Below are 24,028 nucleotides of genomic sequence, written 5' to 3' on the forward strand. Positions count from 1 at the left end.
TATAGTATTATGTAAAAGAATTATAGCTGAAGAGATTAATTAACACACAAAAACCGCCCAACAAAGTTGAGCGGTTTTTACTAATTTATACAAAACCATATATTATTTACATAGTCCCTGTGCTTCCAATACCACCAGTTCTTACACCTGTGGCATCATCATCGTTTGTAATAAGGTATTTAGAGAATATACCTTGAGCAACGCGTTCGCCTTTATCAAGGGTAACTGTTTCTTTGCCAAAGTTAAGAAGGGCAATCATAATATGACCTTCATTATCCTCATTGTTGTAGTAATCACTATCAATGATACCTGTACTATTCACAAGTGCCAGATGTCGTTTAATAGCCATGCTAGAACGAATATGAATGGCAAGATATTCATCGTATGCCATAAAAGCTTTAATACCCGTTGGCACCAAAACCACTTGACCAGGTTCTAAAGTAACAGCTTCAGCACATTCAATATCATAACCTGCGCTTTCAGTTGTTTTACGTGTTGGTAAGTTGATATCTTGTTCTTCAAAAGCAGAAACTACTTCAAAGCCACGAATATCCATGTAACACCTCTTATTTTAAACAATCTTTACGGGACAAGTTTACACGGCCTTGTTTATCAATCTCGATAACTTTTACCATGATTTCATCCCCTACACTTACTACGTCTTCTACATTTTCAACGCGTTCTTTTGCAAGTTTGGAAATATGTACAAGACCTTCTTTGCCTGGTAATACCTCTACGAATGCGCCAAAGGCCATTAAACGAGTTACTTTACCAAGGTATACTTCACCTACTTCAACCTCTTTAGTAAGGTTAGTGATGATTTCTTGAGCTTTCGCAGCCCCTTCTTGTTCTACAGAAGCGATAAATACTGTACCATCATCTTCGATGTCAATTTTAGCGCCTGTTTCTTCGATGATACTGCGGATTACTTTACCGCCAGAACCGATTACGTCACGGATCTTATCAGGATCAATTTTCATTGTAATAATACGTGGAGCGTATTGAGACATTTCTTGACGTGGTTCAGCAATTGTATCAAGCATGATACCCATGATATGCATGCGGCCTTTGTGAGCTTGTTCTAATGCTTCTTGAAGGATTTCACGGGATAATCCGGAAATCTTGATATCCATTTGAATTGCTGTTACGCCTTTAGCTGTACCAGCAACTTTAAAGTCCATATCTCCAAGAGCATCTTCCATGCCTTGAATGTCAGTTAAAATTGTATAATGTTCCCCTTGAGTTACAAGACCCATAGCAATACCTGCTACAGGAGCTTTAATAGGTACCCCAGCATCCATCAAAGACAATGTAGAACCACATACGGACGCCATGGAGCTAGAACCATTCGATTCCAATACTTCAGATACTAAACGCAACGCATATGGGAAGTCTGCCTCGCTCGGAATCACAGGCACCAACGCGCGTTCAGCCAATGCACCATGACCGATTTCACGACGACCAGGACCGCGAGAAGAGCGAGTTTCGCCAACGGAGAAAGATGGGAAATTATAATGATGAATATAACGTTTTTCAGTTTCAACACCAAGACCATCGATGGTTTGTTTTTCGGATAAAGGCGCTACTGTTGTGACATTCAACACTTGAGTTTGGCCACGTGTAAACAAGCCAGAGCCATGAGTACGAGGTAATACGCCTGTACGGCAAGAGATTGGACGAACTTCATCAAGTTGACGACCATCTGGACGGATTTTTTCAACAGTAATCATATGACGCACGATTTCTTTTGTCATTGCATCAAATGCTTTATTTACATCAGCCAAGTTATCTGGATAGATTTCTTCAAAGTGAGCTAATACATCTGAACGTACTTCGCTTTCTTGTGCATCGCGTTGTTGTTTATCTGCACAACGAACTGCAGCATCAAGTTTATCATGACCATAGGCACGAACTGCATCACTGATTTCAACAGGAACATCTTTACATTCAAATACGCGTTTTTCCTTACCTACTTTTGCAGTCATATCTTCTTGGAATGCTACGATTTTTTTGATTTCTTCGTGAGCTGCCATGATAACTTCAAGAATGATATCTTCCGGTACTTCTTCAGCGCCACCTTCAACCATGAGGATAGCATCTTTAGTACCAGCCACAACGATATTAAGATCTGTTTCTTCTAATTGTGCTTTCGTTGGATTTACAACAAATTCACCATTGATACGTCCCATACGAACGCCTGCAATAGGACCATTCCAAGGAACATCAGAAATAGACAATGCGGCGGAAGCGCCAATCATACCACAAATGGCTGGATCACAATCTTGGTCCACTGACATAACTGTTGCTACTACGTGTACTTCGTTACGTACACCTTTATCAAATAATGGACGAATAGGACGGTCAATCAAACGGCTATTCAAGATCGCAGACTCAGGTGGACGCGCTTCACGTTTAATGAAGCCCCCTGGTAAACGACCAACCGCATACATTTTTTCTTCATAGTCTACTGTAAGTGGGAAGAAATCGATATCCTTCGCCTCTTTAGAGCCTGTAGCAGTAACGAGTACACGAGTATCGCCATAGCCAATCATTACGGCACCGCCAGCTTGTTTTGCAAGTTCCCCAGTCTCAATCGTAAAAGTACGACCAGCTAGGTCCATTTGGAATTGTTCCATTCCTATTCCTCCTAAAAATCTTCTTATATGTATACCTTCTAATTATATATCAATTAAGGCTAAATAGCCAATTCAAAAAAAAGCCGTCCAAGTGGACGGCTAATTTTATTATTTACGAAGACCAAGGCGTTCGATAAGAGAACGGTAACGTTCAATATCTTTACGACGAAGGTAGTCAAGCATGTTACGGCGTTGACCAACCAATTTCAACAAACCACGACGGGAATGATGGTCTTTTTTGTGCTCTTTTAAGTGATCTGTTAAGTATTGAATGCGGCTTGTTAAAATCGCAACTTGTACTTCTGGAGAACCAGTGTCACCTTCATGAGTAGCGTATTCTTTAATTACTGCTAATTTAGCTTCTGTAGTTAACATTAATGTTACCTCCTAAAAAATTATAATCCCGATAAGCCTAAGTAACCGTTGGAGAATCGAATACTTCGCTTACGATATGTCTTACGACCTAATTTAGTATACAGTATCTGCCCTATGTTGTAAAGCAAAAATACAATAAATACACAAAAGAGGGTCTACGCCCTCTTCTATTATTTTGCACCAAGTACCATGCGGTCGCTCAATGCATTTTCCCCAGCCACTTCGAACTTTTGAAGTAAATCAGCAACTGTTAATTGTTTCTTTTCTTCCCCTTTAACATCATAAATGATACGACCAGCGTCCATCATGATAAGGCGATTACCAAAGCGCAATGCATCACGCATATTATGGGTAATCATAAGAGTTGTTAAATTATGTTCTGCAACGAGTTTATCTGTTAGTTGCAACACATTTTCTGCAGTCTTAGGGTCAAGTGCCGCAGTATGTTCATCCAATAATAAGAGTTCTGGACGAAGCATGGTAGCCATTAACAATGTAATGGATTGACGTTGACCACCAGATAGTAGGCCCATACGAGCAGATAAACGATCTTCAAGGCCCAAGCCTAATAATGCAAGACGTTCCTTGAAAAATGCTTGTTCACTATCTTTGAAAGCCCATTTAAGACCTAAGCTTTTACCACGGCGCATAGCAAGAATCAAGTTTTCCTCGATTTGCATATTACCAGCAGTACCAACCATAGGGTCTTGGAATACACGTCCAATGTATTTAGCACGTTTGTATTCTGGCATTTTTGTCACATCAATCTCATTAATTGTAATGGATCCTTCATCTACTGGAAATACACCGGCGATGGAGTTTAGCAAAGTACTTTTACCAGCACCATTACCACCAATTACAGTACAAAAATCACCCTCTTCTAGACGAAGGTTGATGCCTTGTAATGCAGTCTTTTCATTAATTGTGCCCTTAAAGAAGGTTTTTACCATATTTTTTACTTCTAACATAGTGTCCTCCTTAACGAGCCAACCATTTTGCTTTCAATGTAGGTAGGGAAAGCGCGATGGCAACAAGAATTGCAGTGAATAATTTCAAATCATTTGGTGGCATACCCATGTAGAGAACGGCAGCAATAACGATACGATATACTATAGAACCAAGTACTACAGCGATGAGACTGCGTACGAAGGATTTCGTACCAAATACTACTTCACCAATGATTACAGAAGCCAAACCAATAACGATGGTACCAATACCCATGCCTACATCAGCAAAGCCTTGGAATTGACCGATAAGAGCCCCAGACATACCAACAAAGCCATTGGAAATCAAAAGGCCAAGAACGATCATATTATCAGTATTTACGCCTTGAGCGCGAATCATTTGAGGGTTAACACCTGTAGCACGTAAGGCTGTACCAATTTCGGTACCGAAGAACCAAAATAAAAGCAAACATACAACTACAGCAACGATAATACCTACGATGGCTGCAGACCACATATTCGGCGTGTGGAAAAATCCACCAAGAATCGTATAAATTGTATCCATTCGAAGCAAAGATACATTAGCTTTGCCCATGATGTGAAGGTTTACAGAGTACAATGCAATCATTGTCAAAATACCGGCCAATAATGCAGGAATTTTCAATTTTGTATGAATCCAGCCTGTTACAGCACCTGCTATCATACCACCCACACCGGCAAGTAAAATGGAAAGGATTGGATTCATACCACTTGTAATTAAAATAGCGGAAATGGCCGCCCCCATTGGGAACGTACCTTCCACAGTTAAGTCAGCCACATCTAATACACGGAAGGTTATGAATACGCCGACCGCTAACAAAGACCATAAAAGGCCTGTGGTTATGGTGCCTACCACTAAATCTAACATTAAAATCTCCTCTATTGTTTCATGTCTTTACGAAGAGCTTCAGGAATCGTGATTCCCAATTTTTTAGCACGTTCTTCGTTAACAGTTAACTTAATCTCTTTTTGTGTCTCAATAGCTAAGTCTGCAATTTTTGCTTCACCAGCTAGAACTTTTGCAGCCATTAAACCTGTTTGGTAACCCAATTGATAGTAATCAACAGAATATGTTGCTACGCCACCAGTCATTGTCATGCCTTCATCAGCAGCAAATACCGGGATTTTAGCAGCATCTGTAATTTGTGCCAAGTTAGCCATAGCAGATGCTAATACATTATCTGTTGGTGTATAAATAGCTTGCACATCTTGGTTTACAAGATTTGTAGCTGCTTGTTGAATATCATTTACGTTGGAAACAGTTGCCTCTACGACAGTAATACCTTTTGTAGCAGCATACGCTTTCATTTTTTCAACTTGCAATTGGGAGTTGATTTCAGAGGATGTATAAATGGCACCAATACGCTTTACGTTCGGTACTAATGCTATGATAAGATCAACCTCTTTTTCAACAGGTGTCATGTCGGATGTACCAGATACATTACCACCAGGGCGTTCATTAGATTGAACGAGTTTAGCTGTCACGTAGTCTGTAATAGCTGTACCCATGATTGGCATGTCATGAGAAGCATTTGCCATCGTCTGAGCCGCAGGTGTTGCAATAGCTAATACTAAATCTTTTTTATCAGATACGAAACGTTGTGCAATGCTGTTCAAATTAGATTGGTCAGCCTGTGCATTTTGTTGGTCAATTTTAATATTTTGACCATCTTTATAACCTTTAGCCGCTAAAGCATCTACGAAGCCCTTATTAGCAGCATCAAGAGATGGATGTTCTACTAATTGAATAACACCAATTTTTTTTTGGTCATTAGTTGCGGTATTGGAACCACAACCGGCTACCATTGCCATAACAGCAATGGCACTAAGTGCCACTGCAATACCTTTTTTCCAGTTCATGTATAACTCCTTACCAGTTATGTATTAAATCATAGTCGCCTTGTTCATCAAATCCTCTGGTAAGGTGATGCCCAATTTTTCTAATTTATCTTTCCCCACAACTAATTTAAATTCTTTCTGCATTTCGATAGGCATGTCTTCAACTTTAGCTTCGCCAGTTAAAATTTTTGCTGCCATCAAGCCTGTTTGGTAACCAAGCTTGTAGTAATCTACAGACAAGGACATAACGGCTCCACCTTTCACGTGGTTATCTTCACCGCCAAATACAGGAATTTTTGCTGGGTCGGTAATAGCTACGAGATTGCTCATAGCAGAAGCTACAACATTATCTGTTGGTACATATACAGCATCTACACGTTGAGATACGAGGTTTTGTGCCGCTTGTTGAATATCATTTACATTAGAAACTGTAACTTCTTCAACTTTAATTCCTTTTGTAGCCGCATAAGCTTTCATCTTCTCCACTTGAATTTGAGAATTTACTTCGCTAGAGCTATAAATAGTGCCAATTGTTTTCGCATTCGGCATTACTTGTAAAATTAAATCTACTTGTTGCTCTACTGGATTCATGTCGGATGTACCAGACACATTACCGCCAGGTTTTTGATTAGATTTAACAAGTTTAGCTGCCTCGTAATCAGTAATAGCTGTACCTAAGATTGGAATATCATGAGTTGCATTCGCCATGGATTGAGCCGCTGGCGTAGCAATTGCTAAAATCAAGTTTTTCCGATCGGATACGAAACGCTGCGCAATGCTATTCAAATTAGATTGATCAGCTTGCGCATTTTGTTGATCAAAAGTAATCTTTTCTGCTAAACCTTTTTCTTTTAGCGCATCAACAAAACCCTTATTTGCCGCATCTAATGCAGGATGCTCTACCAATTGTACAACACCAACTTTGTATTCACCATTCGATATAGTTCCATTTGAGCCACAGCCTGTAAACGCCATTAGTGCTGCCGCCGTGAGCGCTAGGGCAATACCTTTTTTTAAGTTCATGGGGATTTCCTTCCTATCTGCAAAGATTATAATACTTTTATTATAAACAAATTTATCTACTACATCAATGTAGCAGGTTAAAGTATTTTATTTTTTATATATGCGAAAATAAAATAAGAAATCCACCTATTAATCTAACGATGCTAACATATCCTCAGTCAATTCATTTGCCGCTAAAATATAGTCCTTAAGAGTTCCTTTGTCGAGAGCGACCTTCATAACCGGCACTTCAAAGGGATCGAGGATAACGCACATCAAAATTTCACCGGTTACATAATAGCCAACCACTGCTTCGCCTTCTTCAGCATCTAAGGTTTCACGTTTTACTGTAACACAGTATGGTTTCATTACTTGTGCTGCCGCTTCTGCTACTTCTTCTCGATTTGCAATATACTCTTCAGCCTTCGTTTCGGGGATGTCAAAGATATCTACCTTTACGGTCTTAACCTCTGTCGCCTCTCCCTTCGCCGCCTCAATAGCTGCACCTAAATCTGTTTGATTCATATATACCTCACATAGAATGGACTTTCACCATCGGCAAAAGTCCCATCGCATTAGATTGTTTCATCCGCCGCATTTAAGAATGCAACGTAGCATTGTTTTGCCTCGTAAATATCAGCCTTAGATGTAACCTCCCAAGGAGCATGCATACTAAGTACGGCTACACCACAATCGATGACATTCATACCATAAAGGGCCATGATGTACGCAATCGTACCGCCGCCACCGAGGTCTACCTTACCAAGTTCAGCAGTTTGATAAGTTACGTTATTAGACTCCATTACACGGCGGATAAAGCCCATGTACTCAGCATTGGCATCGTTAGAACCAGCTTTACCACGAGAGCCAGTAAATTTATTGAATACTACACCCATACCAAGATAAGAAGCATTTTTCTTTTCATATGCAGACGCATAGAGTGGATCATAGCCTGCACTTACATCGGAGGACAACATACGGGATTTTTCCAACGTACGGCGCACGCTCACCGAGTTAGGTTTACCCATAAGTGTTAAAATTTCAGCCACTGCATTTTCAAAGAAACGAGATTGCATGCCCGTAGCACCTACAGAACCAATTTCCTCTTTATCGACGAGTAAACAACAAGTAGTGCGCTTTACATTATCAACCTCAAGCATTGCCACCAAGGATGTATACGCGCATACGCGGTCATCTTGACCATACGCCATTACCATGGAACGATCAAAGCCCATATCTCGAGCTTTACCTGCTGGTACGATTTCTAATTCAGCAGACAATAAGTCACGCTCAACAAAACCATATTCTTTTTCAAGAAGAGTATTGATAAACTTAGTAACCCCGTCTTTTTCTTCGTCTTTAACTGGACGGCTACCGATGAGTAAATCAAGAGCTTCCCCTTCAATTACTTTAGCTGCATTCTTTTGCATTTGCTCTTGACCTAAATGAGGCAACAAGTCAGTAATACAAAATACAGGATCAGTTTCTTTATCGCCAATATTAATATTGATACGAGTTCCATCTGTTTTTACCACAACACCATGAATGGCAAGTGGCATTGCAACCCAGTGATACTTTTTAATACCACCATAATAGTGAGTGTCCCAAAATAAAAGATTACTATCTTCGTATTGAGGATTTTGTTTTACGTCAATACGTGGAGAGTCAATATGAGCCCCCAAGATATTCATGCCCAACTCGATATCATCAGTACCAATATTAAATAAAGCAATAGATTTATCCATATGTGTGTAATAAATCTTATCACCAGCTTTAATTGACGTATTGCTTTTAATAATGTCATTTAGATTTACATAGCCCTTTGTTTCTGCCAATTCCACAGCTTGCACAACGCATTCACGTTCTGTTTTACCATTATCTAAAAATTGACGATATGTATCACTTAAAGCATATACCTTTTCCATAGTGGCATCATCATAATTATGCCATGCATATTTACGTTCCATAATCTATCCTTTCTAAAAATTCACACTCTAATATTTAGTACAACTTAGAGTGATGAACCTAAGTTTACAAAATTATTTTTGGCGGTCCTTTTCAAGTTCCGCCCTGCGATATTCTAAATATTTTCGCTCTTTTTCGCGATTGATTTCAGACTTCTGAGTATATAGAGAACGAATTTCATCCGTACAATGGGTCAATACCTTTGTAATGTAGAATTTACAACTACCGGACTTAATCGTATATTTTCCAACTTTAAGTTGCACCGCAAAATCGCCATGTTTAGGACACACTCCGATAGCTAAGTGCTTATCCCCTTGTAATCGTTCAGGTCTTGTCATTTCTAAACGAGTTTGACAGTACGGACAGAAGGACATACGTACTCTTCTATCATGAACAATACGTTTTTTCTCAGAGAAATTTTCATACATAAAAAATGTCAAAATAGGAGGATATAGGAAAGGATTGTTACTTTCCTTGCGAATTAGATCATAATACAAAATCCCTTGTGCAATATCTAGAGTCTGACATATATGAGCCGTAAAGACAGCATCATGCAAAGCATTGTGAGCAGATAAATGCTCCGTCGATATATTGAGATCCTCTATAGCATGAGCCACAGAATACTGCTGACTTGTTCCATATCGTTGATAGGAATAAATCATCTGCGCATCGACCCATTGATCATAAGATAATGCTTTCATCTTATGGAGCATAAGGTTCTCTCGTAGGATAAGAATATCGTCTGACCCCCATGAAAGTAGCATGTGTTCATCACCACACCATTTTTGAAAGTATTGCATAGCCGTCTTGAACGGCACACCATGATCGAGTTCACGAGAAGTTATGCCCGTCAATTCGCGCACATGTTTATGCATACGTGGCAAGTATTGAGGTTTAATGAACATTGTAAAATGATCTATAATGTCCATCTTTTCATTCAGTTTTACCGCTCCGATTTGAATGATTTCCCCTGTCAGCGGCATTTTAGTGCGCTTCATAAAGCTGATGTCGTTGCTATAAGGTTGATTCCATTCTAAATCAAATACAATATAGTTCATATGTTTATTTCGATTCTAAAAGCAACGTTTCCGCAGCTTTAATAACCTGTTCTTCAGAAATTATAGATAATCCTTTATAATTTCCTTCTTTAATAATTTTCTTCATACTTTTACCAATCTCATAAGAATCCATCGTTTCAAGAACGATAGCATGAGCTTGATAAGGTCCATAAAAGAATGGATTTGATGGCCCATACAGTGCCACAATTGGCACACCTTGACTGATGCCTACATGCATCGGTCCAGAGTCATTAGTAATTAACAGATTACAACGGCTCATAGCAGCTGCCAAAGGCCCTAACTGGAATTTCCCCGTAGCCACAATAGGCTTTGTTTCCATTTGTTCCACTACGGGCTGCACCATTTCAAGATCCATAGGTCCGCCAAAGAAAATCGTCTTACAACCTAAACAACCAAAGTAATCTGCTACATGAGCAAAACGTTCAGCAGGCCAGCGTTTCTCAGGAACGGCGCTACCGATATTAAAACCAATGAGTATATCAGTATCAGTTACTCCATGTGTAGCGTAAAACTCTTGAGCCTGACGACGCCATTCTTCACAGGTTTCAATATGTAAACCAGAGTTAGAAGTATCTGTTACACCTAATTGCTCTAGTACATTAATGTACATATCCGCGGCATGACGAGTTTTACGATCTAACCGCGTATATTTTGTCATGAATGGTCTAAATAAAAAATGGCTCATACCAGTTGTGATAGGTGCATGAATCTTCCATGCTAAATATGAAGTACGCTCATTAGGATGTAAATTAATGACAATATCAGGTTTTCCCTTAGCATTAATTTCACGAGCAACTTCATTGAGACCTGAGATACTATTATGGCGACCTTTTTTATCTACAACAATAAGTTCATCAATATTTGGATTATATTGCATTACTTGTTGTAATTTTTCATCTATTACATACGTAATATGACTATGAGGAGCCGCTTTGCGAAGCACTTCTAAAAATGGAGTCGTTAATATAACATCTCCTAAATGCATTAAAAAGGGTACCACAATGCGCTTATAATCTAGTTCCATTATAGTTCCTTTCCAAGTACTTGTTCATACACTGACCATACTGCGTCTACAGGAATTTGTGCCATACAGTCTGGATCATCTACTAGTGGTTGCTCAGGTGTAGCCTTAGATGTAGGTGAAATAATGAGATGTACATGACTGCCACCATAAGGACCTGTACGTTTAGGAGATGTTGTGCCAAACATGGCAATCAAAGGACGCTTCAAGGCATTTGCAATATGCAATGGTCCCGTATCGGCACTAATAAAAATTTGACAATGACGAATCAACTCAATGAGTTCAGGCATTGTTGTAGATCCCACTAAATTAATGAGATTATCATTCTTTACGTAGTTCTCAATAAAAGTACCCTTCTCTGCGTCATCAGGGGCACCGGCGACAACAACCTTTTTACCAGATTCGCATAGACGAATACAAAGTTCTCCAAAATTAAGAAGTGGCCACTCCTTAACAATCCATCGTGCCCCTGGTACAACTACAATATATTCATCATCTACACCATGGCATTTCAACTTTTGTTTTATAGATTTCTCAGCCTCAACGTAGGCTGGCATAGGAAATTCAATCTCCTCTACCTCGCCACCAAGTGCACGTACAGTATCAAGATACCGTTCGATAACATGGTCGTATTTATGCTCACCTACTAAGGCTTTATTAACTAGATTACTTCCTTCGCGAAGCTCCCAGTAGCCATACTTTTCAGGTGAACCAGATAATAAAGATACAATGGCGCTTTTAGCAATACATTGAAGGTCCAGGGTCATATCAAAATGACGACTATGCAAATCTTTGCGCAATTGATATAAATAAGCAGGCTTTTTGAGTCGTTTTTTATCGATAATAATCACATCATCGACCCAAGGTGTACCAGGCAAGAGGCTAGCAAACTGCTCGTGAATGGCCCATGTAATATGAGCATTAGGCCAATTCTTTCGCATAGCGTACAAGGTAGGCAATGCGTGAATTACATCGCCTAAGGAACTCATCTTGATGATGAGTATATTCTTGTAATCTTTCATATAGCCTCCACCCCCAAATACAACAACTCAATACACACACTAAATTATTGTTTTAATAAAATCTAATAAATTTGTACCTGTAAATAGGTAACCTTTAACCCCAGCGGCTTCAGCGGCATCAACATCACGCTGACTGTCACCTATAAGGAAACTCTCTGCAGGATTTACATCATAATCCTTAATGGCTTGATTAATCATGCCAGGTTTAGGTTTTCTACATTCACAATCCACCGCGTATAATGGAACAGATCCTTCTTTATGATGAGGGCAGTAATAGAAATGTAAAATCGGTGCCCCACTGCGGTCTAGTTCATGAGCCATATGGTCATGTAAAATTTGAACATCAGACTCTTTATAGTAACCGCGAGCCACACCACTCTGATTTGTCACTACAATGAGATCATATCCCTTGCTATACGCATAGGCAAGCGCCTCTTTTGCACCGTCTACCCACTCTAAATCGCTGACTTTATATAGATAGCTAACATCTTTATTAATAACGCCATCGCGATCTAAAAATAATACCTTGCGCATTAGCGTAAATACCCTTCATTATTATCTAATAGTTCACAGTATTCTTTAACGGCATCTTCCATTTTATGGAACCCTTTATCATAGCCAGCTGCTAACAATTTAGTAGTATCAGCCTCTGTAAAGCTTTGATATTTGCCTTTTAACACCTCTGGGAATGGCACATATTCAATTTTGCCTTGACCATTGTAGTCGATTACAGCTTGCATGAATTGGTTAAAGCTATGAGCATTACCTGTACCACAGTTGAAAGTACCAGAGATTTCAGGGTGCTCCCAAAAATAAAAGTTTACATTAACTACGTCTTTTACATAGATAAAGTCACGTGTTTGACCACCATCTTCGTAGCCATCCGTACCTTCAAAGAGGTTAATGATACCTGTTTCTTTATTTTTGTAGAACATTTGGCGTACTAAAGAAGCCATTTTATCTTTATGAGCTTCATTAGGACCATATACGTTAAAGTAACGTAAACCAACTACTTGTGCAGTATATTCACCTTCATATTTGCGTACATAACGGTCGAATAACAGCTTAGAATACGCATATGGATTAAGTGCTTCTTCAGCTTCAGGCTTTTCTACGAAACCATTTGTACCATTACCATATGTAGATGCAGAGGATGCATAGATGAATGGAATACGGCGATCTTGGCAATAATGAAATAAATTTTTAGAACCTTCATAATTGTTCTTCATCATATATTTGCCATTATATTCCATCGTATCTGCACAAGCACCCTCGTGGAATACGACTTCAATTGGGCCTACATCGAATGTACCATCAGAAATGGCACAATCAAAATCATCACAATCGATGTAATCTAGAAATTCTAGATTTTGAATATTGCGAATCTTACGACCATCTGTAAGATCATCTACGATCAAAATATCAGTACGACCTCTGTCGTTAAGTGCTTTCACAATATTACTGCCAATAAAACCAGCACCACCTGTTACGATAATCATAATTTGCCCTCCTTAGCCATAGTAGCTATTTTCCCTACAATATCTGATGTAGAATAGCCTTCTTTAAACGAAAGAACCTCTACATTGTCAACGGACTCCCGTCCGATAATATCTTCGATTTTATAATCTCCGCCCTTAACGAGAGTGTTAGGACGTAAATATGCTAATAGTTCAGCTGGTGTATCTTCTTCAAATAACACAACCCCATCGATGCATCGCAACGCACTCAACAAGGCCGCTCTATCCTCTTCACTTACAATTGGCCGCGTTTCCCCTTTTAAGCGTCTAACCGATGTATCAGAGTTCAACCCAATGATAAGGTGGTCACCTAACTGTGCCGCTTCTTGTAAATACGTGATATGTCCGCGGTGAAGAATGTCAAAACAACCATTGGTGAACACTACTGTCTCACCTTTGCTTTGCCATTGTGAAACGAGTTCTTTCATTTCTTCCTTTGTATATAATGGTTTAGATTGAATACTATGTTTATAGGAATGCCATAAGTCTAATAGCTCAGAACGATGTATTGGATACGTACCAACCTTAGATACTACGATACCCGCTGCACCATTGGCGATATGCAAGGCTAAACGCATCGATAAACCACTTGCAAGACAGGTCATCATCATGGATACAACGGTATCTCCTGCACCACTTACATCGAATACCTCTTGTTGAGTAGCAGGATTATGCCATGTACGGCCATCCTTTGCAATAACCGTAATCCCTTTTGCAGAGCGCGTAGCTACAATATAATCTAAATCTACAGTAGCGAGTACAGACTTAGCAGCCTCTACGATAGTAGCATCATCATTTTCTAATTTACGGCCTACACATTCACCGAGTTCTTTTACATTCGGTGTAATACATGTAGCACCATTATATTTAGACCAGTCTGCACCCTTAGGATCTACGATTGTTTGCACACCATATTCCTTAGCCAAACTAAAGATTGTCTTCAACAAGGTAGGTGTACAAACGCCTTTACCATAGTCGGATACGACAATACCATCGATACCAACTTTACATAGATTTTCGAGCCAACTAGCTAGTTGTTGCTCTTCTTGGTACGTCAGATCTGTAATCGTTTCAAAATCAAGACGCATCATCTGTTGACGATCACCTAAGATGCGCATCTTAGTAATAGTAGAACGGTCATCACTAGTGATTAAACCAGTCGTATCGATTTTATCAGTATCAAGTAAATTTTTTAATAAATGGCCATGGTCGTCATTACCTGCTAGTGCACCAAGGTATACCTTACAGTCTAAATTAGACAGATTAGATGCAACATTACCAGCTCCACCAAGGACCTCTTTCATCTTGGACACGCGGTTTACAGGAACCGGTGCTTCTGGAGAAATACGACTTACATCACCAAAAACATAACGATCTACCATTACATCGCCTACAACGGCAATCTTCAAGTTTGGCAGTTGCTTTGTTAAAAATTGATTAATGGTAGTATTTATCATAATCCACCTATTCCTTACCCAAATATACATGTCTTCTTATTTATAATAGCCTTTGTTTGAAATAACATGTACCTATATCTAATAACCTAGTGGTTAGTAATCTTCTTCAATAATTTCGCATATAATGTGGCCAGCTAAGATATGCATTTCTTGAATGCGCGCTGTCACATTACTGGGAATAGCCAGCGTAATATCACATAGTTCGGCTAGTTTGCCGCCCCCTTCACCGGTGAAAGCAATGGTATGCATACCAATAGAACGGGCCATTTCTGCAGCTTTTACAACATTCTTGGAGTTACCAGAAGTAGAAATACCGATGAGAACATCACCTGTACGGCCTAAGCCCTCTACTTGACGTGCAAAAACAGATTCAAAATCATAGTCATTCGCAATAGCTGTTAATGCGGATGTATCAGTAGTTAATGCAATGCCTACAAGAGAGCGCCGTTCCTTTTTAAAGCGACAAATCAATTCAGCTGCTAAATGTTGAGAGTCCGCCGCAGAGCCACCATTACCACAGAACAAAATTTTATTACCATTTTCTAAAGCCGCTTTACAGCGATATCCGATTTCTTGAATGGTATCCATATGTTCCATCGTTTTACCAAACACTTCAAGATGCTCTGTAAAACGATCTGCAATGATTGGATTTAAATCAGTCATTATAAAATCTCCTTTAGTAGTCTATCTGCATTTTTCCAGAATAACTTTTCACACTGTTCCACAGATAAGCCTGCCTCTTTAAATGCATCATAAAGACGACTCATTTGAGACATATCTGCAATCTCTGTGTCGGGTGGAATCCCATCAAAATCAGTTCCTAATGCCACTACATCTTCACCGCCCTTGTCGATGAGATATAGACCATGTTTAACAATATCTTCAATGCGACTAATTGGCGATGTGCCGAGAAAATTCTGTGCAAAATTAAGTCCTATAATACCTCCCTTATTAGCGATAAGTCTAATAAGATTATCTGGCAAATTTCGCGTATGAGACCGTAATTCCCGTGCATTTGAATGAGATGCTATAAAAGGAACATCTAAAATATCTCCTAGTTGCTCTGTACCAGCATCGTTAAGATGAGAGCAATCAACAATTATCCCTAACTCTTGCATAGCTTCTACAAATTCAACACCTTTAGATGTTAATTTCTTATGTTGCTCACCACAATGTGGCTCGCCAAGTCCATTTGGATAGTTCCATGTTAGCGTTATAAGTCTGACTCCATCTTGGTAAGCTTGGTTAAGTTTATTTAAATCGCCACCTAGTACGCCACCTTCCTCAATAGACATAAGTGCCCCAATCTTACCAGTCTTGTATACAGACTCTACATCTTGATAAGAGAGCACATGTTGTATGTGCTCTCCATAGTGATGAATTTGTGATACACACAAATTACGCATCTCTTCATAGCGGCCATAAGGGTCATTCGTCTCACCCATATTAATAAAGAGTGCAAAGTCTTGTATCTTGCTATGAGCCTTTTGTAATTTTTCTATATCGATTTTCCAAGTATTGCGATATAAATCACCACTATCAGGATGATCTAGCAATTGCATCATCGTATCACAATGTAAATCTATCATAAAGCCTCACACATTGCTAATTTCAAAACCATGTATAACCAATCAGTAATACAGAATCAATTATTCTTCTACGACAGGTTTGCGTTTCGGCTTTTTAGCGTCTAACTTCTTCAGAGCTTTTAACTCTTCCATAAAGCTATCAATATTATCAAACTTACGATATACACTAGCAAAACGAACATATGCAACTTGATCTATGTCTTTCAGTTGTTGTAACACAAGCTCACCAATGCGATCAGTTGTAACCTCTTGGTTAATTTCATTCCGAATATCACGCTCTACATCATTAACTACTTGCTCCATCACAGACATAGGAACTGTACGCTTATCACAAGAGCGCAATAACCCATTCAGTAGCTTACCGCGGTCAAATAATTCACGTCGTCCATTTTTCTTCAATACCATAAGTGGTACTTCTTCTATAATTTCATAGGTAGTAAAGCGACGGCCACAATTGATACATTCACGGCGACGGCGAATACTATTACCTTCATCAGTCGTTCTAGAGTCTGTTACCTTCGTGTCTGTGTGTTGGCAATAAGGACATCTCATCTGTTACTACTCCTTTTCTACTAATCATTCTAAAATAACGCATAATACGCCCATTTTCTCTATATTATATAGTACCATGAAACCCTTGAAAATACAAAGAATCCCTAGGATTTCCTAGGGATTCTTCCATTATTCTTCAATTTTTCATTTTATGAAATATTTGAGAAATAATATTTTTAATTTTAAATGATTGTTAGCTTATCGTTTTAAAGCATCTTCAATACGAAGCAAGCAGTCACCAGATTCGATACGGCTACCTTCACGTACAAGGATTTCTTCTACGATACCATCGATAGGAGCTGTGATTGTTGTTTCCATTTTCATCGCTTCTGTAACAATCAATGGTTCACCTTTAGTTACAGATTGACCATTCTTAACGAGGATCTTAACAACGGAACCAGACAATGTAGCACCTATTTCACCAGGGTTAGATTCATCCGCTTTGCGACGAACTACACCAGTTGTCTTAGCATGTTTATCATGAACCTTAATACTACGAGGTTGACCATTAAACTCGAACAATATGATACGATTACCATCTTCATCAGGATCAGAAACACCATTCATTTTAATGATAAGTGTTTTACCTTTCTCGATAGTTACTTGGATTTCTTCGCCCCGTTTCATACCAAAGAAGAATGTCGGCGTATCTAATACAGATACATCGCCAAAGTCTTTAACAAATTTGTTGTAATCTTGGTAAACCTTAGGGTACAAGCAATATGCACTAATATCTTCATCAGTTGTTTGGGCTCCCATTTCGCTTAATTCATGACGAATATGTTCAAAGTCTGTTGGTGGTAACACCGCACCAGGACGAACTGTGATTGGGCGAGCACCTTTCAAGATGATCTTTTGTAATTTTTCAGGGAAGCCTTGATATGGAGTACCAAGACGACCTTCAAAGAATTCAACTACTGACTGAGGGAAATCCAATACATCGCCTTTTTCGTAGATATCTTTTTCAGTCAAATTGTTTTGTACCATGTACAATGTCATATCGCCTACAACTTTAGAAGATGGAGTTACTTTAATGATATCACCAAACATCATATTTACTTGGTGATACATTTTCTTAATGTCAGTCCAACGATCACCAAGTCCTACCATCTTAGCTTGTTGTTGCAAGTTGGAATATTGACCACCCGGCATTTCATGTTGATATACTTCAGTATTAGGATATGCTTCTGCTTTATCTACACCTTTGTAGTATGGTCGAATGCTACCAAAATAATGAGACATTTCTTCCATGTAATCGATGTTCATTTCTGGTTGACGTTCATGACCAGACAATGCATAGTACATGGAGTTCATGCTAGGTTGAGAAGTACCATTAGCAAATGCGGAGTATGCTAAGTCGATTACGTCAACACCAGCGTCTACAGCGCGGCCATATGTATAAATAGAGTTACCAGAGCCTTCATGAGTATGTAAATGAATTGGCACAGAGACAGCATCTTTCAAGGCAGATACCAAATTATAAGAAGCTTGAGGTTTCAAAAGACCAGCCATATCTTTAATGGCAATAATATTGGCACCAGCTTTTTCAAGCTCTTTCGCCATATTTACGTAGTAGTCCAAGTTGTATTTTGTACGAGCCCCATCAAGGATATCGCCAGTGTAGCACAATGCAACTTCAGCTATTTTATTTTGTGCACGCACTTCATCGATAGCAACATGCATATTATCAAGACTATTCAAGCTATCAAATACGCGGAAAACATCAATACCATTAGCAGCAGCCCGTTGAATGAATTGACGAACTACGTTGTCTGGATACGATGTGTAACCTACAGCATTAGCACCGCGAAGAAGCATTTGAAGCAATGTATTTGGAACTTCGCGACGGAACATGCGCAAACGCTCCCATGGATCTTCATGCAAGAATCGATAAGATACGTCGAATGTAGCCCCGCCCCAACATTCTAAGGAGAATAAGTTAGGTACACCTTTTGCAGCATGACCTGCTACGCGAGCCATATCAATGGTACGAAGACGTGTAGCAAACAAAGATTGGTGAGCATCACGCCATGTGGTATCAGTAAAGAATACTTGTTTTTGTTCAGATAACCATTTACTGAATTTATCTGGTCCAAGTTCATCAAATTTTTGTTTTGTACCAGCTGCAGGACTTACATCCAAAGTAGATGGCATTTGAATCGGTTCAAAGTCAGGAACCTCTTGAGCCCCTGCACCAGAATAACCATTAATTGTAACATCAGCAATGTAACGTAACAATTTGGTACCACGGTCACGATCTGGTTTTAATTCGAATAATTCAGGATGTTCTTCAATGAAGTTTACATTATAAGAACCACTTTGGAATTCAGGATGTTCCAATACATTAATCAAGAAGTGAATATTTGTTTTTACACCACGAATACGGAACTCTTTTAAGCAACGAAGCATTTTACGAATAGTTTCTTCGTTATTAGGGCCAAATGCTGTCGCTTTCACAAGCAAAGAGTCATAATAAGGTGTTACAACGGCACCAGTAAATGCATTACCAGAGTCAAGACGGATACCAAAACCACCGGAGCTACGGTATGCCAAGATTTTACCGGTATCAGGCATAAAGTTGTTTTTAGGGTCTTCAGTGGTAATACGACATTGGATAGCAGTACCTTTACAAGGGACTTTATCTTGTTCAGGAATACCTATTTCAGGACTATGTAAGCTAAAGCCTTCAGCGATTCTAATTTGAGCATGAACAATATCAATATCTGTAATCATTTCTGTTACAGTATGCTCTACTTGAATACGTGGATTAACTTCGATGAAGTAGAAGCTACCGTCAGCAGTTACCAAAAATTCTACAGTACCTGCATTCACATAGCCAACATTTTTCATTATTTTAACGGCAGCATCACATACAGCTTTACGAGTTTCTAAGGACAACGCAAAAGCTGGCGCCATTTCTACAACCTTTTGGTGACGACGTTGAACAGAGCAATCACGTTCATGTAAATGAACAACATTACCATGTTCATCACCTAAGATTTGAACTTCAATATGTTTAGGTTCTACGATAAGTTTTTCTACATATACATCATCATCGCCAAATGCAGCTTTCGCTTCAGATTTAGCGCGATCATATGCATCTCGAAGGTCTTCTTTATGATGAACTTCACGCATACCACGACCGCCGCCGCCATTAACGGCTTTAATCATCAATGGGAACCCATGTGTATCAGCAAATTCTTCTAGTTGAGCATAATCTTTTAAAGCCCCATCAGAACCTGGGATCATTGGAATTTTTGCTAATTTAGCTTGCTCACGAGCATTTACTTTATCACCAAACATATTCAAATGCTTGATTTTAGGCCCGATAAAGATAATACCTTCTTCTTCACAACGACGAGCAAAGCCTTCATTTTCAGATAAGAAACCATAACCTGGATGGATAGCATCGATGTCATGTTCTTTTGCAATACGGATGATATCTTCTATATCGAGATATGCATCAACTGGTTTTTTACCTTCGCCTACGAGATAGGCTTCGTCAGCTTGGTTACGATGCAAGGATAATGTATCCTCTTTAGAATAAATGGCTACAGTTTTAATACCCATTTCATTACATGCACGGAACACGCGGATCGCAATTTCTCCACGGTTGGCAACCAATACGGATTTAATTTTTCTCATGTATTGCCTCCTACTAGCTTCCACAAATATGAACTATCAGCTTTCATTTTTATTAATATATGAATATTTCCTATACTTACAGATAAATCAATATTACGGAAGACCTCATCAAAATTTATGATGAGTTTTTATATTCATAATAATATATACTTATTATACAATATTTTCATTATATTTAAAGGATTATACCAATTATGAAAGTATAAAATATATTTTTTACTGTTCATTACAAAAAATCATATGTCTTTTAATAATGCACATCGAATTAATTCTTTTTTATATCATTTATCACCTAAAAAGTGATTCATTAATCGATTTAATTGCTCTTGATCAGCTGCCCCCATCAATTCTCTTGCAGAATGCATGGCTAAAAGTGGCAAGCCTACATCAACAGTACGCATCGGTAACATAGCTGATGAAATCGAACCTACAGTAGATCCACCTGGAGTATCTGAACGATTTACATAAATCTGATACTGTGCATCCGCTTCTTCACAAAGACCTTTAACGATAGCAATGGCCTTAGCATCTCCGGCGTAAGATTGGCTACATGCAATCTTGAGGGATAACCCTTTATTAAGTACAGGAATATTCGTAATATCATTTTTCTCTGGATAGTTTGGATGTAATCCGTGAGCCACATCGGAGGAAATCATAAAACCTTTAGAAATAAAACTGTCCATCTCTTGATTAGAATATCCTAATGCGTCATAGACGCGTTTAATGAGATTTGGTAATATCATACCCGCCCCACCTTGTTTTGTACGACTGCCCACCTCTTCATTATCAAAGAAAATAGCACAGCGAACACCATTGGCATTCATTTTACGTGCCTGAATAATACCAGATAGTACACCAAAGCAAGATGTTAAATTATCTAAACGAGGTGAGCTAATAAAATCACTTTCCGTACCGAGCACACAACCTAGTTCCGTAGGATATAAAGTCATTTCGTAAGATAATATTTCAGAAGGATCACAATCTACTTCATCAGCTAAAAACTTCGTCCACTCATCGTATTGAGTGTCTGATTCTGGAAATAAACTAGGATTATTTCTATTATTTAAAGGCTTTGTAGGATTATCTTCATTACTTCGTTCCATCATCAATATAGGAAGCATTTCTTTTTGACGATTTAGTTTAATCCCATCATTAACAGAGCGATTCATATGAATTGCTAAATTTGGAACAATAGCGATAGGCCGTTTTGTATCGACTAGAACAGAATCTACGTCAAAGGCATTTTTCCCTTTTAACACAACCGTACCTGCTGCACCTAATGGACGGTCAAGCCATGTATTTTCGATAAGACCACCATACATTTCAACATTTAATTTTGTATATCCTTTGACAGAGGTTATAGGGTTTGGTTTAACACGAATAGCAGGAAAATCTGTATGAGCCGACGCAATACGTAATGTGTGCTCTGGTTTCTTACCTATATGAAAGGCAAATAAGGTGGTGCCAAACACATTAACTACATAAGACCCAGAATCTAACTGCCACTCATCTTCTAAACTGAGCTCTGTAAAACCCGAGTCCAATAACATTTGTAAGCTTGTATCTACTGTGTGATACGGAGATGTACAAGCGCCAATATACTTTAATAATTGTTCATTATCAAACTTCATAGATCCCTCCTATGCACAAATTACATAAATTTGTACAATTAGCTTGAATAGTTTATTACGTATATTATTCTACAATATTTACATTAATTATCTATTAACTACTCATATTTTATCATAAAAAGCCGCCCCTAACGGGACGGCTTTCACCATACATTGTAATTTACATTTAACTTTTATCTAAGAAATCCTAAAGTTAAATACATTACACATATAAAATTTATAGTACCTAGTCTTACCACATACCAATCAACTTCATCCATACAGAACCAAGACCCATAAAGATGATTAAGTTGATTACAGATGTAAAGAAACCGAGTTTCCACCATGTGTTTTGAGGAACATAACCAGTATTGAAGATTACTGGAGATGGACCTGCTGCATAGTGAGTCAAGGACATACACAAGTTAGAAGTGAATGCAATCATCAATAATGTCAACATTGGTGGTGCACCTGCAGAGATAGCTATAGCAGAGAACGCTACGAACATTGCAGAAATATGTGCTGTCAAAGATGCAAATACATAATGTGCATACGTGTTAACAAGAACTGCTACAACAAAAGCAATTACCCAAGAGCCTTCAGGGATAATACCACCCACTTGAACTGTAGCCCATTTGATAAAGCCTAATTTAGAAAGGAACCCGGCAAAGCCCATCAAAGTCCCCATCCAAACCAATGTATCCCAAGCACCTTTTTCACTCTTAACATCATCCCAAATAAGAACACCTGTAGCAAGCAAAATGGAAATACCCAAAAATGCAACTGTTGTCGCATCAAGTTTTGTGAATTGTGAAGTGGCCCATAATACTAAGGCTAAAATAAATACGCCAAGCATAACCCATTCTTGGAAGCTCATTTTACCAAGACCTTTTAACTCTTCACGAATCATTTGTTGCGCTTCGCGAGCGTCTTTAATTTCAGGTGGATATACTTTGTAAATGAAGTACGGCATAATAATCAATGCAATGATACCAGGAACAATTGCTGCCATAGCCCAATCCCCCCAAGTAATGCCAATGCCAAAGGATTGAAGTGCTAAAGCCGCCACCAAGGTATTACCAGCCATGGATGTTTGGAACATAGCAGATGTAATTGTATTAACTTGATAAATAGATTGCATCAAAAAGGAACCAATTTTGCGAGGACCATTTTGTGGTTCAGAACCAAAAGCTTTTGCCAAGCTTGTAGTAATTGGCATGATAACGCCACCCACACGAGCTGTGTTAGAAGGTGTTGCGGGAGCCAAAATCAAATCAGATAAAGCCAATGCGTATGCTAAACGTAATGAACTGCTACCAAAAGCAGAAATCAAGTTATACGCAATACGTTTCCCCAAACCAGTTTTAATAAAGCCACGAGAGAATAAGAAAGCGCCTACGATCAACCAGATAGCAGAGTTAGCAAAACCAGAGATGCCTTCGCTAATTTTCAACGTACCTGTCAAAGCAGCCACAGTAATAACAACGATGGATACGCCACCAATCGGTAATGGCTGAGTAATAAAGCCTACGATAGTAGCTACAAAGATGGCGAATAAATGCCAAGACTGAGGAGTTAGCCCCTCTGGAGTTGGAATAAACCAAAGGCCTACCCCGAAGGCCGCTGGAATAATCCAGTTTAATAGTTTTTTCATACACATACCTCCTACATAGGAAAAAGCTCAAAAAAAATATTTATATCTTCTTATCATAAATATAATATATTTCAAGATAAAA

The 24,028-nt window shown here is 38.8% G+C and carries 21 protein-coding genes; all 21 read right to left on the minus strand.

The window, feature by feature from the left end; translation table 11 throughout:
* Positions 1–106: 106 nt before the first annotated feature.
* Positions 107–556: a dUTP diphosphatase gene (dut, locus tag E6X37_RS03320; RefSeq protein WP_060918820.1), complete on the minus strand. Its 450-nt coding sequence runs from the start codon at positions 554–556 to the stop codon at positions 107–109.
* 10 nt (positions 557–566) lie between these two features.
* Positions 567–2,636, minus strand: coding sequence for a polyribonucleotide nucleotidyltransferase (locus E6X37_RS03325; protein ID WP_174892313.1), 2,070 nt, complete (start codon positions 2,634–2,636; stop codon positions 567–569).
* A 108-nt stretch (positions 2,637–2,744) separates the two neighbouring features.
* The gene (gene rpsO, locus E6X37_RS03330; RefSeq protein ID WP_005386879.1) at positions 2,745–3,011 is read right to left on the minus strand and encodes a 30S ribosomal protein S15; all 267 of its coding nucleotides are present in this window, start codon (positions 3,009–3,011) and stop codon (positions 2,745–2,747) included.
* 170 nt (positions 3,012–3,181) lie between these two features.
* Positions 3,182–3,979 (minus strand): ABC transporter ATP-binding protein, encoded by a 798-nt coding sequence (locus tag E6X37_RS03335; protein WP_004697427.1) that lies wholly within the window; start codon positions 3,977–3,979, stop codon positions 3,182–3,184.
* Between the two features lie 10 nt (positions 3,980–3,989).
* The gene (locus tag E6X37_RS03340) at positions 3,990–4,862 is read right to left on the minus strand and encodes an ABC transporter permease (RefSeq protein ID WP_004697183.1); all 873 of its coding nucleotides are present in this window, start codon (positions 4,860–4,862) and stop codon (positions 3,990–3,992) included.
* Between the two features lie 11 nt (positions 4,863–4,873).
* Positions 4,874–5,854: an ABC transporter substrate-binding protein gene (locus tag E6X37_RS03345; protein ID WP_060918818.1), complete on the minus strand. Its 981-nt coding sequence runs from the start codon at positions 5,852–5,854 to the stop codon at positions 4,874–4,876.
* Between the two features lie 24 nt (positions 5,855–5,878).
* Entirely contained in the window at positions 5,879–6,856 is a 978-nt protein-coding gene (locus E6X37_RS03350; RefSeq protein WP_174892314.1) for an ABC transporter substrate-binding protein, read from the minus strand.
* A gap of 129 nt (positions 6,857–6,985) precedes the next feature.
* Positions 6,986–7,360 carry a hypothetical protein gene (locus tag E6X37_RS03355; RefSeq protein WP_060918816.1) on the minus strand — a complete coding sequence of 125 codons (375 nt, stop codon included), beginning with the start codon at positions 7,358–7,360 and terminating at the stop codon, positions 6,986–6,988.
* Positions 7,361–7,410: 50 nt separating this feature from the next.
* Positions 7,411–8,802 carry an aminopeptidase gene (locus E6X37_RS03360; protein ID WP_174892315.1) on the minus strand — a complete coding sequence of 464 codons (1,392 nt, stop codon included), beginning with the start codon at positions 8,800–8,802 and terminating at the stop codon, positions 7,411–7,413.
* A gap of 72 nt (positions 8,803–8,874) precedes the next feature.
* Positions 8,875–9,858 (minus strand): 3'-5' exonuclease, encoded by a 984-nt coding sequence (locus E6X37_RS03365; protein ID WP_316689515.1) that lies wholly within the window; start codon positions 9,856–9,858, stop codon positions 8,875–8,877.
* A gap of 4 nt (positions 9,859–9,862) precedes the next feature.
* Complete coding sequence (locus E6X37_RS03370; RefSeq protein WP_174892317.1) at positions 9,863–10,903, minus strand: glycosyltransferase family 9 protein; 1,041 nt, start codon at positions 10,901–10,903, stop codon at positions 9,863–9,865.
* Positions 10,903–11,922, minus strand: a complete 1,020-nt coding sequence (locus tag E6X37_RS03375; RefSeq protein ID WP_174892318.1) for a glycosyltransferase family 9 protein — start codon at positions 11,920–11,922, stop codon at positions 10,903–10,905. The genes E6X37_RS03370 and E6X37_RS03375 overlap by 1 nt, the downstream gene beginning before the upstream one ends.
* A gap of 39 nt (positions 11,923–11,961) precedes the next feature.
* Positions 11,962–12,456, minus strand: a complete 495-nt coding sequence (locus E6X37_RS03380; protein ID WP_174892319.1) for a D-glycero-alpha-D-manno-heptose-1,7-bisphosphate 7-phosphatase — start codon at positions 12,454–12,456, stop codon at positions 11,962–11,964.
* Positions 12,456–13,421, minus strand: a complete 966-nt coding sequence (gene rfaD / locus E6X37_RS03385) for an ADP-glyceromanno-heptose 6-epimerase (protein WP_174892320.1) — start codon at positions 13,419–13,421, stop codon at positions 12,456–12,458. Before rfaD ends, E6X37_RS03380 begins: the two co-directional genes overlap by 1 nt.
* Positions 13,418–14,896: a D-glycero-beta-D-manno-heptose-7-phosphate kinase gene (rfaE1, locus tag E6X37_RS03390; RefSeq protein ID WP_174892321.1), complete on the minus strand. Its 1,479-nt coding sequence runs from the start codon at positions 14,894–14,896 to the stop codon at positions 13,418–13,420. Before rfaE1 ends, rfaD begins: the two co-directional genes overlap by 4 nt.
* 93 nt (positions 14,897–14,989) lie before the next feature.
* Positions 14,990–15,559 carry a D-sedoheptulose 7-phosphate isomerase gene (gene gmhA, locus E6X37_RS03395; protein ID WP_060918811.1) on the minus strand — a complete coding sequence of 190 codons (570 nt, stop codon included), beginning with the start codon at positions 15,557–15,559 and terminating at the stop codon, positions 14,990–14,992.
* Positions 15,559–16,485, minus strand: a complete 927-nt coding sequence (locus tag E6X37_RS03400) for a dipeptidase (RefSeq protein ID WP_174892322.1) — start codon at positions 16,483–16,485, stop codon at positions 15,559–15,561. Before E6X37_RS03400 ends, gmhA begins: the two co-directional genes overlap by 1 nt.
* A 60-nt stretch (positions 16,486–16,545) precedes the next feature.
* A complete protein-coding gene (gene nrdR / locus E6X37_RS03405; protein WP_004692976.1) occupies positions 16,546–17,037 on the minus strand; it encodes a transcriptional regulator NrdR in 492 nt (163 codons plus the stop codon).
* Between the two features lie 198 nt (positions 17,038–17,235).
* Positions 17,236–20,682, minus strand: a complete 3,447-nt coding sequence (locus E6X37_RS03410; RefSeq protein WP_174892323.1) for a pyruvate carboxylase — start codon at positions 20,680–20,682, stop codon at positions 17,236–17,238.
* A 281-nt stretch (positions 20,683–20,963) separates the two neighbouring features.
* Complete coding sequence (locus E6X37_RS03415; protein WP_174892324.1) at positions 20,964–22,313, minus strand: M18 family aminopeptidase; 1,350 nt, start codon at positions 22,311–22,313, stop codon at positions 20,964–20,966.
* A gap of 232 nt (positions 22,314–22,545) precedes the next feature.
* Complete coding sequence (locus tag E6X37_RS03420) at positions 22,546–23,946, minus strand: anion permease (protein WP_174892325.1); 1,401 nt, start codon at positions 23,944–23,946, stop codon at positions 22,546–22,548.
* Positions 23,947–24,028: the final 82 nt, after the last annotated feature.

This window comes from Veillonella parvula (genome assembly GCF_032550495.1).
Taxonomy (GTDB): domain Bacteria; phylum Bacillota; class Negativicutes; order Veillonellales; family Veillonellaceae; genus Veillonella; species Veillonella parvula_G.